The organism is Kribbella sp. NPDC058245 (assembly GCF_042882005.1).
Taxonomy (GTDB): Bacteria; Actinomycetota; Actinomycetes; order Propionibacteriales; family Kribbellaceae; genus Kribbella.
In genome coordinates this window covers 412054-425830 of the sequence record NZ_JBHVWY010000004.1, presented here as the reverse complement: position 1 = coordinate 425830, position 13777 = coordinate 412054, and the positions used below count along the sequence as shown (strand labels likewise).

The 13777-nt window shown below is 67.6% G+C and carries 13 protein-coding genes; 5 read left to right on the top strand and 8 right to left on the bottom strand.

The window, feature by feature from the left end; translation table 11 throughout:
- Positions 1-14 precede the first annotated feature (14 nt).
- Both ACFVWG_RS11330 and ACFVWG_RS11325 read right to left on the bottom strand, forming a co-directional pair.
- Positions 15-1424 (bottom strand): family 2B encapsulin nanocompartment shell protein, encoded by a 1410-nt coding sequence (locus ACFVWG_RS11330; protein WP_391543093.1) that lies wholly within the window; start codon positions 1422-1424, stop codon positions 15-17.
- 372 nt (positions 1425-1796) lie between these two features.
- Positions 1797-2237 carry a PaaI family thioesterase gene (locus tag ACFVWG_RS11325; protein ID WP_391543092.1) on the bottom strand — a complete coding sequence of 147 codons (441 nt, stop codon included), beginning with the start codon at positions 2235-2237 and terminating at the stop codon, positions 1797-1799.
- 71 nt (positions 2238-2308) lie between these two features.
- Here ACFVWG_RS11325 and ACFVWG_RS11320 point away from each other — a divergent pair, with 71 nt between their 5' ends.
- A complete protein-coding gene (locus ACFVWG_RS11320; protein ID WP_391543091.1) occupies positions 2309-3028 on the top strand; it encodes a biotin/lipoate A/B protein ligase family protein in 720 nt (239 codons plus the stop codon).
- 81 nt (positions 3029-3109) lie between these two features.
- Here the strand turns inward: ACFVWG_RS11320 and ACFVWG_RS11315 are convergent, their stop codons facing one another.
- Positions 3110-4306 (bottom strand): MFS transporter, encoded by a 1197-nt coding sequence (locus tag ACFVWG_RS11315; RefSeq protein WP_391543090.1) that lies wholly within the window; start codon positions 4304-4306, stop codon positions 3110-3112.
- 154 nt (positions 4307-4460) lie between these two features.
- Here ACFVWG_RS11315 and ACFVWG_RS11310 point away from each other — a divergent pair, with 154 nt between their 5' ends.
- Positions 4461-5387, top strand: a complete 927-nt coding sequence (locus ACFVWG_RS11310; RefSeq protein ID WP_391543089.1) for a ketopantoate reductase family protein — start codon at positions 4461-4463, stop codon at positions 5385-5387.
- On the opposite strand, the gene ACFVWG_RS11305 is transcribed toward ACFVWG_RS11310, so the two are convergent.
- Both ACFVWG_RS11305 and ACFVWG_RS11300 read right to left on the bottom strand, forming a co-directional pair.
- Complete coding sequence (locus ACFVWG_RS11305) at positions 5384-5548, bottom strand: hypothetical protein (RefSeq protein WP_391543088.1); 165 nt, start codon at positions 5546-5548, stop codon at positions 5384-5386. The genes ACFVWG_RS11310 and ACFVWG_RS11305 overlap by 4 nt on opposite strands.
- Before the next feature lie 8 nt (positions 5549-5556).
- Positions 5557-6546, bottom strand: a complete 990-nt coding sequence (locus ACFVWG_RS11300; protein WP_391543087.1) for a TIGR03557 family F420-dependent LLM class oxidoreductase — start codon at positions 6544-6546, stop codon at positions 5557-5559.
- Positions 6547-6978: 432 nt separating this feature from the next.
- Between ACFVWG_RS11300 and ACFVWG_RS11295 the strand changes: the two genes are divergently transcribed.
- Positions 6979-7623: a Type 1 glutamine amidotransferase-like domain-containing protein gene (locus ACFVWG_RS11295; RefSeq protein WP_391543086.1), complete on the top strand. Its 645-nt coding sequence runs from the start codon at positions 6979-6981 to the stop codon at positions 7621-7623.
- Between the two features lie 312 nt (positions 7624-7935).
- On the opposite strand, the gene ACFVWG_RS11290 is transcribed toward ACFVWG_RS11295, so the two are convergent.
- On the bottom strand, positions 7936-10068 hold the full coding sequence (locus ACFVWG_RS11290; protein ID WP_391543085.1) for a DUF222 domain-containing protein: 2133 nt from the start codon (positions 10066-10068) through the stop codon (positions 7936-7938).
- Between the two features lie 243 nt (positions 10069-10311).
- On the opposite strand from ACFVWG_RS11290, the gene ACFVWG_RS11285 reads away from it, so the two are divergent.
- Entirely contained in the window at positions 10312-10620 is a 309-nt protein-coding gene (locus tag ACFVWG_RS11285; protein ID WP_391543084.1) for a hypothetical protein, read from the top strand.
- A gap of 9 nt (positions 10621-10629) precedes the next feature.
- Here the strand turns inward: ACFVWG_RS11285 and ACFVWG_RS11280 are convergent, their stop codons facing one another.
- Entirely contained in the window at positions 10630-11274 is a 645-nt protein-coding gene (locus ACFVWG_RS11280) for an HAD family hydrolase (protein WP_391543083.1), read from the bottom strand.
- Positions 11275-11390: 116 nt separating this feature from the next.
- Between ACFVWG_RS11280 and ACFVWG_RS11275 the strand changes: the two genes are divergently transcribed.
- The gene (locus ACFVWG_RS11275) at positions 11391-11918 is read left to right on the top strand and encodes a CDP-alcohol phosphatidyltransferase family protein (RefSeq protein ID WP_391543082.1); all 528 of its coding nucleotides are present in this window, start codon (positions 11391-11393) and stop codon (positions 11916-11918) included.
- On the opposite strand, the gene ACFVWG_RS11270 is transcribed toward ACFVWG_RS11275, so the two are convergent.
- Positions 11905-13767, bottom strand: coding sequence for a putative Ig domain-containing protein (locus tag ACFVWG_RS11270; RefSeq protein WP_391543081.1), 1863 nt, complete (start codon positions 13765-13767; stop codon positions 11905-11907). The two genes, ACFVWG_RS11275 and ACFVWG_RS11270, sit on opposite strands and share 14 nt — an antisense overlap.
- Positions 13768-13777 lie beyond the last annotated feature (10 nt).

Sequence of the window (13777 nt, the reverse complement as noted above, 5' to 3'; positions counted from 1 at the left end):
TTGCTTCATCTGTTTCAGGCCTCGCGGCCGATTTCCACGTTCTCGAGGACACCTAAGGCGTCGGGAACCAGGACGGCGGCCGAGTAGTAGGCGCTGACCAGGTAGTTGATGATCGCCTTCTCGCTGATGTTCATGAAGCGCACCGACAGTCCGGGCTCGTACTCGTCCGGCAGTCCGGTCTGGTGCAGGCCGACGACGCCCTGGTTGTCCTCACCGGTACGCATCAGCATGATCGAGCTGGTCCGGGTCTCGCTGATCCCGAGCTTGTTGCACGGGAAGATCGGTACGCCGCGCCACGCGGGCAGCCGGTGACCGCCGACATCGATCGCGTCCGGGTAGATCCCGGCCTTGGTGCACTCGCGGCCGAAGGCGGCGATCGCGCGCGGGTGCGCCAGGAAGAAGGCCGGCTCCTTCCAGACCAGGCTGAGCAGCTCGTCCAGGTCACCGGGCGTCGGCGGGCCGCTGCGGGTCGGGATCCGCATGCTCAGGTCCGCGTTGTGCAGCAGGCCGAAGTCGCGGTTGTTGACCATCTCGTGTTCCTGCCGCTCGCGCAGCGCCTGGATGGTGAGCCGCAACTGCTGCTCGGTCTGGTCCATCGGGTGGTTGTAGAGGTCCGCGACCCGGGTGTGGACCCGCAGCACGGTCTGCGCGACGCTCAGCTCGTACTCACGCGGGGTCGTCTCGTAGTCGACGTACGTGCCGGGGAGCTCGGCCTCACCGGCGTGGCCGGAGGCCAGTTCGATGGCAGCCTCGCCGTACTCGTCCTGGGCCGCCTCGGGGCTGTTGCGGAAGTCTTCGATGTGGGCGCGCAGGCTGTCGGACTGGCCGACGAGTTCCTCGAACGACTGCTGGGACAGCGAGAGCAACGTGCCCGGCGTGGTCGCCTTGACCGTGAACTCCCAGAGGTCGTCGGACTCCAGAATCGCCCGGTAGGTGAAGTGATCGCCGTCGACCAAGGTCTGCAGCACGGTCTCGTCGCCGTACTTGCCGACGCCGATCTTGTCCAGCTTGCCGTGGGCGATCAGGCAGATCTGGTCGGCCGGGTGGCCGCGCTCGACGATCACGTCCCCGGGCTGGAAGTCGCGCTGGACGAAGCGGTCCGCGAGCGCGCTCAGCACCTCGACGTCGTCGAAGCTGCGCAACATGCCCAGCTCGCAGAGCTCCTGCGGGATCACCCGGACCTCCGCACCGGAGGTGGTGAAGGTGACCCGGCCGTCGCCGACGGCGTAGCTCAGCCGGCGGTTCACCCGGTAGGCGCCACCCTTGGCCTCCACCCAGGGCAGCAGTTTGAGCAGCCACCGGGAGGTGATGCCCTGCATCTGCGGCTCGGACTTCGTGGTCGTGGCCAGGTTGCGGGCGGCCGCCGTACCGAGGCTCAGCTGCGGCTGTCCGTTGGCGCTCAGATCAGGTTCGGTCAGGGTCATGACAAACACACCACCGTTCGAATCGACTGCGGGCATGCGTCAGCACCACGCATGCGTGGTCTGTGCAGATCAGAACGCCACGCTGAAACCACCTGGGCATGACGCAGCCAAGGCACAGCGTGGATCAGCTGTCGGAGAGACGGGCGGATCACACGGACGACTGGACGACGACGGGTGGCATACGGACTTCGGCGTCCCCAGATCGCCTGTGGTCCGACCCCGTCGGCTTACTCACTAACAGTAATCAGGTGGCGACCGGCCCCGTCAAGATGTACTCACGGTCAACTTCTTTCAGACCTTGCCGGACCCCGAGACAATGCGCCCACCACCCCGACGAAATGGCCTCAACGGGTAACTGTTACCGCTAACGTTTCAGTGCTCCGGACGCGCCGCGATCTGGATCAGCGTCTGTTGCCCGGTGGCGATCGACGTGCGACGATCTCCTTCCACCGCGAAGACCTCGAGCTGGCAAACAGTCAACGTACGACCAGCTTTGAGTACCGTCCCGACCGCCTCGAGGTAGTCGCCTTCGGCCGGCGCGAGCAGGTTGATCTTGTACTCGACGGTCAGTACCGAGCTGTCCGGAGCGAAGAGAGTGAAGGCTGCATAACCACCTGCACTGTCAGCGATCGCACTGGTCGCACCGGCATGGAAGTAGCCGTGCTGCTGGGTGACCTCGGGGCGTCGCGGCAACTCGATGTGCACACACCCCGGGTAAATGCGGGTCAACTGTGCACCCAGGTGCTCCATCAGTCCTTGGCGCTCGAAGCTCGCGCGGACTCGTGCCTGTACGTCGGGCTCGGCCTCCTCCATGCGGGCACACTATCGGCCCGTGGCACCATTCCGAGGTGCATGTGTACTCGGGTCATCTGCAACAAGGTTCTGTGTCGCATCCTGATGGATCACTGGAGCTAGCGGTAGCTCATGCGCTGGTACGGCGTGCCTCCGATGGTGATCTCGAGGAAGCACTCCGGATCTACCGACCGGCTGCTCCGGTGGTGGTGTTCGGTCGCCGGGATACGCGCCTGCCGGGCTTCGCGGCCGCCGTACAGACTGCTCGGGAGGCCGGCTTCGAGCCGCTGGTCCGTGCGGTCGGTGGACGACCTGTTGCGTACACGACCGAGGCCCTCGTGGTCGACCACGTCCGGCATGAGCGGTTAGCTCCGGACGGGATGGAGTCGCGCTTCGCGCACTACGGAGACCTGTACGCCGGTGTGCTCCGTGACCTCGGCATCGACGCGCGCGTGGGCGCCGTACCGGGGGAGTATTGCCCGGGTGCGCACAGCGTCAACGCCCGCGGAGTCGTGAAGCTGATCGGAACTGGGCAGCGCGTGGTCCGCAGCGGCTGGCTGTTCAGTGCGCTGGTCGTGCTCGGTGATGACGACCAGCTGCGGCCGCTGCTCACCGAGATCTACCGCCAGCTGGAGTTGCCGTTTGATCCGGCCTCGGTCGGCTCGGTCGCGTCGGAAGCTCCCGGCCGCGCCGATTCCGTCGAACTGCTACTACGTGCTGCCTACGCCCAGCACGCAGTCCTCCACCCCGCGACCCTCGACGCTGCCACCCTGGCCCTCGCCCACGACCTAGCCGCCGATCACCGCGCCTAGCGGACCTGTGCCACCGTCCAACTCGCCAAAGCGGCCCTCGCGTGGGTGACGCTGAGCGTGAGCTGCGGGAGCCTCACGAAGTTAGACGGTGATGGCGGTCCGCCCTTGGCGGGCGACGAGGAGGTGGATGCCGAGGGTGATGGTGAGGATGACGGCGGCGACCGCGAGCAGCGTGTGCGGTGCTGCGCCGGTGGCCAGGGTGATGCCGCCGAGGCCGCCGCCGAGTGCGGCACCGAGGGAGATCGCGCTGCCGTTGAGGGCCATCACGATCGCGGCTGAGTCGCCGGCGAGCACGCCGAGGCGGGCCTGCTGGGGGACCGCGCCGCCGCCGTTGCCGACGCCGGCCAGGAAGAACCAGGCCAGGCCCATCACGGCGGCCACGGTGACAGGCGCGTAGCTGAGGGCGAGACCGCCGATGATGGAGTTCAGCAGCAGGCCGCAGAGGACGACGGTCAGTACTCGGATCGGCGTGAAGCGGTCGGTGAGCCGGCCGGTGACGAAGTTCCCGAGCATGCTGAACACGCCGTAGCCGAACATGATCAGGATGATCATCCAGTCCGCCTTGAAGGTCGGGCCGAAGATCAGGGTGGCGTAGGTGAAGCAGGTGTAGCTGCTGCACAGGATGCCGACCGTGACGAGCAGGCCGGCCAGCAGCCGGGGCTGACGCAGCGGCCGGAGCCGGTCGGCGAGAGTGCCGGCGGGGAGGTGCAGCTCGGGCAGCCGGAGCAGGATGCCGATCAGGGCGATCGTGCCGACCACGGCGACCAGGATCATCGGGAAGCGCCAGTTGGACTGACCGATGACCAGACCGACCGGTACGCCGAGCGCGGTCGCGGTCATCCAGCCGCCGAGGACGAACGACAGCGCCTTGCCGCGGTGCCGGATCGGCGTCTGCGCGATCACGTAGGCCAGGATCGCGGCGTTCAGCAGACAGCCGCCGAGCGCGGCGACCACCCGGCCGCCGATCGCGACGCCGTAGTTCGGGGCGAGCGCGACGATCAGGTTGCCGACCACGAAGACCGCCAGCGCCAGCGCGATCGTCCGACGACGCTCCCACCGGCTGGTCGCCGTACCGAGGATCGGGGCCGCGATCGCCGAGGTGAGCGCGAAGACCGTCATCAGCTGACCGGCCGCTGGCTCGGTCACCCGCAGGTCGTCGGCGATCGCCGGGAGCAGACCCGCCAGCACGTAGCCGTCGATCCCGGTCGAGAACGCGGCCACCGCCAGCCAGATCAACGTCCGGTACGAGACCCCATCATGCTGTTCCGTCTGCTCCACACCCGCTATCGAACCCCTGCAAGGGCCGGTCGGGCAAGCGCAAACCCGCGCATTCTCGCCCAGTAAGCACATCTTTACGCAAAGGTCCCGACGGTAAGCGGCCCACAATCTGGTAGCCGGAGGGTGCTCCCAGGGCCTGTGCGAGGGTGGTTTCATGCGGATTGCGGTGATGGGGACTGGCGGGATCGGCGGGTACTTCGGGGGACGCCTGGCGGCGGCGGGGCATGAGGTCGCCTTCGTGGCCAGGGGGCGTCAGCTCGAGGCGCTGCGGGCCAACGGGTTGCGGGTGCAGAGCGAGCTCGGCGACGTGCATTTGCCGACGGTCGAGGCGACGGATGATCCGAGTGAGCTGGCGCCGGCGGACGTCGTACTGTTCGGCGTCAAGCTGTGGGACACCGAGGAGGCGGCTGGACTGATCAAGCCGTTGCTGGGTGACCAGACTGCGGTGGTGTCGTTCCAGAACGGAGTCGTGAAGGACGACGTACTGCGTCGCATCCTCGGACCGGAGCACGTGGTCGGCGGGGTCGCCTACATCGCCGCGACGATCGCCGAGCCGGGCGTCATCAAGCACACCGGGACGTTGCAACGCTTGGTCTTCGGCGAGTACGACGGGTCGGCGTCGGCGCGGGTCGAGGCGTTCCGCGCGGCCTGTGCCGAGGGCGGCATTGATGTTGCCGTCAGCAACGAGATCGAGCGGACGCTCTGGGAGAAGTTCGTCTTCCTGGTCGGCCTGTCCGGTACGACGACCAGCACGCGGACGCCGATCGGACCGATTCGTGCGAACCCGCGCTCGCGGGCGTTCCTGCGCGACGTGATGGACGAGGTCGTCCAGGTCGCGCGTGCACAGGGCGTTCCGATCCCGGCCGACTTCGCCGATGACCGGTTGGCCTTCGTCGATCAGGCCCCGGCCGAGATGACGTCCTCGATGCACCACGACCTTGAGCGGGGCAACCGGCTTGAGGTGCCCTGGCTGAGTGGTGACGTCGTCGACCGGGGCCGCGCCCTCGGCGTACCGACTCCCTGCAACCGCGCGATCGCGGATCTGCTGGCAGTGCACGCCGACGGGCAGCCGACCGGCTAGTTGTCGAGGTGCGGAAGCTGCTCGTCCGGGTCCTGATCGGGGTCAGGGGCCGGAGCCGGGCTCGGGTCGAGGTCCGGATCCGGGTTGCTCTCGTCCGGCACGGGATCGGTCAGGTCGGGCAGCGGCTCGACCGGCGGGACCGGAATCGGGTTGGTGCTCATAGTTCCTCCTAAGGGTGACGACGGCGCAGTTCGGGCAGTACTTCGGTGCGGTAGAGGTTCATCATGTCGACGGAGTGCGGGCCCATGTTGGCCACGTAAATCTCGTCGAACCCGGCCTCGACGTACGGAGTGAACGCGTCGACGTGGTCATCGGCCTTCGGACCGCAGGTGACCGATTTTGCGGTCGCCTCCTTCGTGACGAGCTGGCTCGCCTGCTCGAAGTGCCGTGGCGACGGCAGGACCTGGGCGAGCTCACCCGGCAGGCCGGAGTTACCCCAGATCCGGTGTGCCTGCTCGACGCCCTCGGCCTCGGTCGGCGCATAGCTGACCTTGAACCCGGCCTGCGCCGGCTTGTCGCTCCCGCCGTTCGCGCGGAAGCGACCGAGCAGTTCGGCATCGGGCGACGTGGTGATGTATCCGTCCGCGATCCGCGCCGCCACATCCGTCGCCTCGGGACCGAAGCCGGACATGTAGATCGGCAGCGGCTCGTCCGGACGTGTGTAGATCCGGGCGGTGTCCACGGTGTAGTGCTTACCGTGATGGGAGACGAACCCCTCCTCCGTCCACAGCCGCCGCATGATCTCCACCGCCTCTTCGAGCATTTCCAGACGCACGTCGACCGTCGGCCAGACCGATCCGAGGACGTGCTCGTTCAAGGCCTCTCCGGTCCCGATCCCGAGCCGGAACCGTCCATTCAGCAGTACGGCGCTCGTCGCTGCCGCCTGCGCGATCACCGCCGGATGGATCCGCACAGTCGGACAGGTGACAGCAGTCGTCACCGGCAACTCGCACACCTGCGAAACCGCGCCGATCGTCGACCAGACGAACGCGCTCTGCCCCTGCTCGTCGTTCCACGGATGAAAATGGTCACTGATCCACAACCCGTCGAACCCGGCGTCCTCGGCCATCCGGGCCTGCTCGATCAGCTGAGCGGGCGTGTACTCCTCGCTCGATAGGAAGTACCCGATCTTCACACCGTCCTCCGATCTTCCGCTCACTGTCGTCGACCTTCTCTGCTTTGGCCTATCCGCCGCCGGTGCCCCGGAACCGCCGTTCCATGCGCGCCCAGGTGGCGCTGGCGGTCGTCGCCACACTCGGTGAGCCGCCGATCGACCGCGGCCGGCGCGGTGCTACGCGGTGGCTGCTCGCCGCTGCGGCCGGTTTTCTGAAGCGGTTGGCGGGCGCGGTCTTGGGCTGGGGTGGATGGTGCGCTCGGCGGATAAGTGATCGTTGCTTGGGCTTCCGGGCTGTGGTTGCCGCCGGGTGGTAATGGGCTCGTTCTCTGGCTGGATCTGGGAGCGGACTGAACCTAGATGGACAGGCAGGGCTCCCCATCCCCTCCGCGCGCCCCGCGTGACTGCACCCGATGCAGGGCAGGGTGGGTGATCACCACCGTGCGATCCGATGACCGGGAGGTATTGATCCGACTGGTGCTGAGCTCTTGGTTCCTGACGCCCGACAGCGGGCCGTCGGGGTTGCCCGGTGCGCTGGTCACTGGGAGGGCGGGCATTGTGCTGAACGCACTCGACCAGTACGGCGCCTCACGTTCTCGCGACTACGCCCGCGAGAGACGCACCCTGGAGAGCTTCGGTTACTCGTGCGAAGAACTCGATCTCCGCGACTACTTCGCCGACCCCCAGGAACTCCCCGGACGCCTCGACAACCTCGACCTCGTCTGGGCGCTGGGCGGCAACGCCTTCGTACTGGCCCGCGCCATGACCCAGGCACGACTTCGCGATGCCCTCCAAGGGCAGCAGCATCGGCCGGAGTTCACCTACGGCGGCTACTCGGCAGGCGCCTGCGTTGCCGGACCGGACCTCCAAGGCATCGACCTCGTTGATGACCCCACCGTCCGGCCCGACGGCTATCCGCCGACCACCGCGCCGCCGGAGTCCCTCCGCCTGATCCCGTACCGCATCGTTCCCCACTGGCGATCCGATCACCCCGACGCAGAAGGCGCCGAACGAGCCGCCGCCCACCTCGCCTCGCTCGGGCTACCCCACCGCTGCCTCCGCGACGGCGAGGCGGTGAACATCCACGCAGTGAACAGACAAGGCAGTACGCCGCTCACTTGACCGCGACATGGTGGAGTCGCTCCCACGTACGGACGGCGACCCGCCCCGTGCACCTGGCACGGCGGTGTCAGGGCTGAGCATGCTGCCGGGACCCACTCAAGCTCGGCGCGGCGGTGGTCAGGGCTGAGCATGCTGCCGGGACCCACTCAAGCTCGGCGCGGCGGTGGTCAGGGCTGAGCATGCTGCCGGGACCCACTCAAGCTCGGCGCGACTGTGGTCAGGGCTGAGGACGCTGCCCGAGCCCACTCGACGTCAGCGCGACCGGCTACACCGGCTTGTAGTAGTTCCGCCTGTGCTCCTTGGCGATCTGGTTCAGGACCGCGGCGGCTTTCCGCAGGGGGTCGACGATGGGGAAGCCAGTGACCTCGCAGGCTTTGCGGAGTGGCGCGTGGGCGCTGACCAGGGTGCTGCTGGCTCTGGCCTTGGGACGAGCGGTTGATCGGTGGGTTGTGGGGGCGCAGGGTCGGCGTCTGCGTCAGCCCATGGATCGAAGTCGGCGTCGCGTAGTCGTGTGAGCCGCGGTTGAGGGTCAGATGCTGGATCTTCACCCCAGATGGTCCGCATGGTGGCAGCACGAACCTCCGCTGCCGTCAGCGCCGCATCCTCACCATCTTGGAATCCGCTGGGCTGTCGCCGGCTCGGCTCACTCGCGCGGGGCGCTGTCGGCCCGGACAGCGTCAGGTCGGGTCCGCCAAAGCCGCAGGCGCTCGGGTTGAGTGGAGTCAGGCCAAGTGGAGTCAGGTCGAGATCGGGCGCGGAGGGGTTGCTCGTGCCGGACTGGCCGGTGGCGGTGGCGGTGGCGGCGCGTGCGGTAGTGGGCGGTGGTTCGGCTCGGAGTGGGAGGGGCGGTCGGTATCGGCGGGATGGTGGGTCCGCCCAGGACGGTCGGGCGACGTGGACTCTGCCATTGGTGATGGTGACGCTCCATTTGCCGGCGTGGAGGTCGACGTGGTGGATGCGGCAGAGCAGGACGAGGTTGCTGACAGCGGTGATTCCGCCGTCGATCCACGAGATGAGGTGGTGCGCATCGCATTGGACTGGTGGCGCACCACAGACGACACACCCGCGGTCTCGGGTGTTCAGGGCACGTCGCATTCCCCTGGTGACAAGGCGTTCGCACCGGCCGACGTCGAGTGGTTCGGAGTTGGAGCCGAGGACGACCGGGATGATTTTGGCGTCGCACGCCAGGAGCCGTGCGGTGGACGCGGACAGACCGGCACCGAAGACGGTGTCAGCGATGGAGTGTGCGGTGGCGTTCTTCAGGTCCTGCCAGTCGATCGTCACCACCAGAGTCGCCTTCGCACCAAACCCAGGCACCCAGTTGTTGGCGACCACTGGTCCGAGAGTGGCTGTCGCGGCGGTGGTGGCGCAATGCTCAGCCTGAGTAGCAGCACCCCCGACTACCTGCGCATCGACCAGCGTGTCTGCATCGATCGGGGTGTCGGCGGGCAGGTCGACGGTCGGCGCCTGGCTGTCCGCGTGGGCCTCAGTTGCGCCCGAGCCTGAGTCCGCATTGGCGTCGCTGTCGGACTCAGCCGAGGCGGTCGGCGGAGTGGTCGGATCCGGGGTGCCTGCTGCCGCCGATGGCGTAACAGTGGCCGGTGTGGCAGCGGCACCCGTCGCCGCGTCCGCCGCGTCCGCCGCGTCCGCCGCGTCCGGTGTGGTTGGGGCGGTGCGGAGGGCGGCGGCGTCGGTGGCTGCGGTGGCGATGCGGACGGTGGTGGACAGGGCGTCTGCTCGGCGCTTCTCGGCGGAGCGGGGGTCGCGTTCACCATCGATGGTGCGGTGGGGGCGGGCGAGGGTGTGGATGGTGGAGCAGATCATTTCGGCGTTGTCGTTGGCGAGGTAGCCGGAGATGCGGACGCCGTGTTCGTCGGGGATCAGGTTGAGGCGTTCGCGGGCGTAGGCCTTCTCCTCAGCGGGCTCGGGGCCGTCTTCGTCGAGGATGTCGCGGGCGCGCTGGGCCGCCTTGCGCAGTTCACCGGGCGGCATGTCGCGGGCGACCTTCACCAGTTGTTCTTCGGCGACGCGCAGATTCTCGACCGGGACCGTGTCCGGGACTTTCTCCAGCATGGACACGATCACAGCCGCTCGCTCCGGCGACAGCGACACCTCGGGCGGGAGGGTGTCGTCGGTACCGTCCGGGACCGGCACCGCAACGCTCGGGTCAGGCAGCGCGTCAAGCACGGCTGAGTATTTCGGCAGAGCGCGGGCGAGCCGGACCAGGCCGTGGGCTTGGTAGGGGTCCATGCGGTGCCGGAGGGTGAGGAGCTCGGCGGTGTTGCGGGCGCCGAGTTCTTCGGCGTGCCCGGTCTCGTCCACCCTCGCGACCCGCGATAGACGAGCGGTCTCCAACCGGGCGATCTCGGCGTCGATCGAGTCGATGTCGGCCAGCGCTTCGCTGCCGCTCATCGACCACGCCGGCCGCTCACCCAGGAGTTCCATGCATATAACTCTAGACACCCCCTCCGACAGTTTTCAAAGCCGGAACCCCTTATTTTCAAGGGAAATAGTTATCCACAGAAGATCCACAGATCTACAACGTCGCACTCGTTGCCTGAGGCAAACATTGAGCTCGTTGACCTCAGTCGCAGTGCGGTCCTGCCATCACGCTGCATACACTGTCGACCTGTCGGTGACGCCGACGCGCGCACCGAGCGCTACCCGTTCGATCCGAAGGGCTGGGCTGTGGCTGACCGACCTGAGATCGTGTGCATCTGCGGCTCTGCCCGGTTTGCCGACGAGATGTACGTGGCGAACCGCGACTTGACCTTGGCAGGCGTCATCGTCGTCGCGCCGGGAGGATTCCTGGGCGCCGAGGATCTCATCACCGACGAACAGAAGACCGCGTTGGGCGAGCTTCACCTGCGCAAGATCGACCTGGCTGACCGCGTTCTGGTCGTCAATCCCGGCGGATATGTCGGCGAGTCCACGTCCAGGGAGATCGCCTACGCGCGCGCCACCGGTAAGCCGGTCTCGTTCACCGACCCCGTCTAGCAAAACCGGCTAGTCCAGTAGGGCGACGGCTTCTTGGATGGATGCGGTGACTGGCATGCCGGTTGCTTCGAGGGCTGCGCGGCTCATGGCGCCGGTGGTGACCAGGATGCTGGTGGCGCCGGCGGCCTTGGCTGCTTCGGCGTCGTCTACTACGTCACCGATCAGTACGACGTTGGCCGGGTCGAGGTTCTGGGCCTCGAGGTGGCGGGTGAGGCTGTCGGCCTTGGAACCGCCGCCTACCTCGGCGACGAGGCCGTCGATGCGGGTGAAGTGTGATGTCAGGCCGAACTCGTCGATGGTCGGGGTCAGGCGGTCGTGGAACCACATCGACAGCAGGGACTGAGTGCGGCCGGACTCCGCCAACTGCTCCAACACGTCTTGGGTGCCGTCGGCTAACAGGGCTTCGGCGAGCAGGGCGTCGTACCGGTCGTGGTAGAGCCTGTCGACCTGTGCCCACTCCTCTTCGTTGAGCAGGCGGGCCAGCACTGTCTCGTAGGAGACGCGCATCGGACGCGTGTACGCCGCTTGCCAGGCCGGCCAGGTGATCGCCGTACCGCCGAGTTCGACGAAGACCTCGTTCACCGCCGCCAGCACGATGTCGTTGTCGTGTAGCAAGGTGCCGTTCCAGTCCCAGACCACATGAGAAATCTTCACCGGCACAAGTTTAAGTCGTCGTCTGGGCCCCATCATTCCCGCAACGTCCGAAATCACGCCGACCACGTACTACAGTTGTTCGGACGTTGCGGGACGTAGTGCTCGGGGGTGAGGCTGTGACCCGGTTCGGACTGGCTAACACCGTCACCTCGATCAGGCTCCTCGGCGGGCTCATCGTCTTAGCCCTGTTGCCAGCCCATGTACTCGTCGCCACGGCCCTGGCGACGCTCTGCCTGATCCTGGACGGCGTCGACGGACGCATCGCCCGCGCCCGCGGTGAGGCCAGCCGCTTCGGCGCCTGGTTCGACAACGAGGCCGACGCCGCGGTCACCGTAGTGCTCAGCATCAGCCTGATCGTGCTACACGTCGCTGGCTGGTGGGTGCTGCTGATCGGCGCCATGCGTTACCTCTACCTACTGGCCAGCCTGGCCCTGCCCGCATTGCGTAAGCCGCTGCCGTTCAGCCAGGCGCGGCGAGTAGTGGGCCTTGGGCAGGCGATCCTGCTGGTCGCAGCAGTCCTGGCGGCGGGGGTGTTTCCACGCCTCGCCGCCAGCGGCTGGCTCGCCGTACTGCCCGCGATCGGGTTGATCGCGCTGCTCTGGTCGTTCGCCCGGGATGCCTGGCAGCAGCTCAGCGCAGAGTGATGTTGTCGAGCAGGAAGGTGCTGGCCCCGCTGCTCGTCCAGGCAAGGGTGACCGTGCGGCCTCGGTACGGCGTGAGGTCGACCGACTGATCGACGTACGACGGCTTGGCCTGGGTCGCGGGGATGGTGCGGATGACCTTGCCATCGACCGTGAGGCTGAGCGCGTCCTTGGCGGCCGGATGGATGCGCAGGGCGAACCGCAGGGTCGGGTGCGCCGTGGCCGGGACCGCGACGGATTGGCTGAGGGTGTCGGTGTGTGCTTCGGTGTAGCCGCCGAGGAACGCATAACCCAGACCGGCCTTGCTGTACTGACCGTCCTCGCGAATCACGTCCGGGGTCTGCGTCCAGCCGCCCACGCCGGCTTCGAAGTCGCCGTTGACGACCGGACCGCTGTGTGAGCTGACGACCCAGTTGATCGCGGTGTTCGCGCGGGCCCCGGTCTTGTCCACCGCAGTGACCGTCGTCGAGTGCGTGTGCGGCGTGGTCAGGCGGCCGTAGATGACGCCGGTCGAGGCCTGGATGTGGAGCCCAGCCGGGAGGTCCGTGGTGGTGAAGCGCAGCCCGCGACCGTTGGCCTTAACCCGCAGCAGTACGACGTCGCCGACCGCGCCGAACTGGTGCGTCGGCGCGCTGAGCGCGATCTTGTTCGAGGCGATCGGTGAGGTGAGGGCCTGGAGACCGTTCGGTGTGCCGAGCCCGGTCGGACCATCCCAGCCGGACTGTGCCGTGCACAGCGGTGCGACGTCGCAGGAACCATTGTTGCCCTTGACAACATCATTCAGTTGAGCCGTCTTGCCATACGGGTACGACGCCGGGTGCGTGGCCGGTGCCGGATCCCCGGCCAGCGCGTAGGCCGCGGCGACGATCGGGGCGGCCGCGCTGGTTCCGCCGTACACGCCCCAACCGCTTCCGCCAGTGGTCTGGTAGACCGCGACACCGGTATTCGGGTCGGCGACGGCGGAGATGTCAGCGACCGCGCGTTTGGCACAGACGGTCGACGGGATGACGGATTGCCAGCTGGGCTTGGCGATCTGGGCCGAGCATCCCGAGCCGGTGCCGTGGCCGGGTTCGCTGTTCCAGACCGTTTCACTCCACCCGCGGGCCGAGCCGTCCTTGGTCAGCGAGGTCCCGCCGATCGCGGTCGCCGCGGCCGAGCTGGCTGGGTACGACGTACCGGCTTCGAAATCGCTGTCGCCGGTCGAGACGGCGTACAGGGTTCCGCGGGGAGCGAAGTATTCCTGGTCGGCCTTTGCCGCATCGGTCGGCTCGGGGCCGCCCCAGCTCAGCGAGACGAACTTGGCGCCGAGCTGTTCGGCAGTCTTGGTCGCGGCCAGTAGATCGTTGCTGGGGGAGTCGGCCTCGATCAGCGTGATCGCGCACTGCGGGCAGACGGCGGACACCATGTCGAGGTCGAGCGAGATCTCGCCGGACCAGGAGGGCGACGGCGCGGGCAGCGGGTTCGGCTTGCCGTTCTGGTTGAGCTTCTGGAAGCAGCCGTTGGCCGTCGTACAGGGCGGGAGACCGAACTGTTTGCGGTACACCGCCAGGTCGGCCTCAGCGGTTGGGTCGTCGTACGCGTCGACGATGTAGACGCGCTGACCGCGACCAGCTGATGCCGACGGCAACTTGTAGGCGGCCTGCAGGTCGGCCGGGCCGAATCCGGCCGGACCCGCGGCCCGGGAGCGGAAGCCGAGGTCGGCCCGGCGGATGGCGAAGCAGGTGAAGAAGCCGGGCTGGACCTTCTGGTCACAGCTGGCTACCGCCTTGGGTTCGTCCGCGGCCGCCACAGTGGTGGTGGCACCCACGAGGACGAGGGCCAACGGAATCGTCAGCCGGCGCAATGAGATCACAGCAATAACT